The 444-nt window shown below is 66.7% G+C and carries 1 protein-coding gene; it reads left to right on the top strand.

The features are described from left to right. On the top strand, positions 1–444 hold a 444-nt coding region (locus RM779_RS33350), incomplete at both ends, for an AAA domain-containing protein (RefSeq protein ID WP_311621544.1).

Raw genomic sequence — 444 nt, 5'->3', positions numbered from 1 at the left:
GGCATAGCGTCCGGAACCTTTGCCTTCGACCCCGTCGACACGGATCGCATCGACGAGGTCCAGCCGCCCGAGAAAGCCCCTCTGGTGCTCGACGCGGACTCCTCTCAACGGCAGTGCATCGCCGCCGCGCTCGAAGGCCGCAGCTTCGTGATGGACGGACCGCCCGGCACCGGCAAGAGCCAGACGATCACCAACATGATCGCGGGCCTGCTGGAACAGGGCCGTACCGTGCTGTTCGTCAGCGAGAAGGCGGCAGCACTCGATGTGGTCCGCAACCGCCTCGGCGATCTCGGTCTCGACGACTACGTCCTGGCGTTGCACAGCAACAACATGGGCCGGAAGCAGGTGGCGCAGGAACTCGGCCAGGCGTTGCAGGCACCCCGCCGTACCTCGCCCGGCAGCGCCCAGTCGGACCTCAAACGCGCTCGCCAGCTACGCAAGAAA

The sequence above is a fragment of the Streptomyces johnsoniae genome (assembly GCF_031845565.1).
In the GTDB taxonomy this organism is placed as follows: Bacteria; Actinomycetota; Actinomycetes; order Streptomycetales; family Streptomycetaceae; genus Streptomyces; species Streptomyces johnsoniae.
Note: the sequence above shows the minus strand (reverse complement) of the source record. Positions and strands in the feature narration are given on the sequence as shown.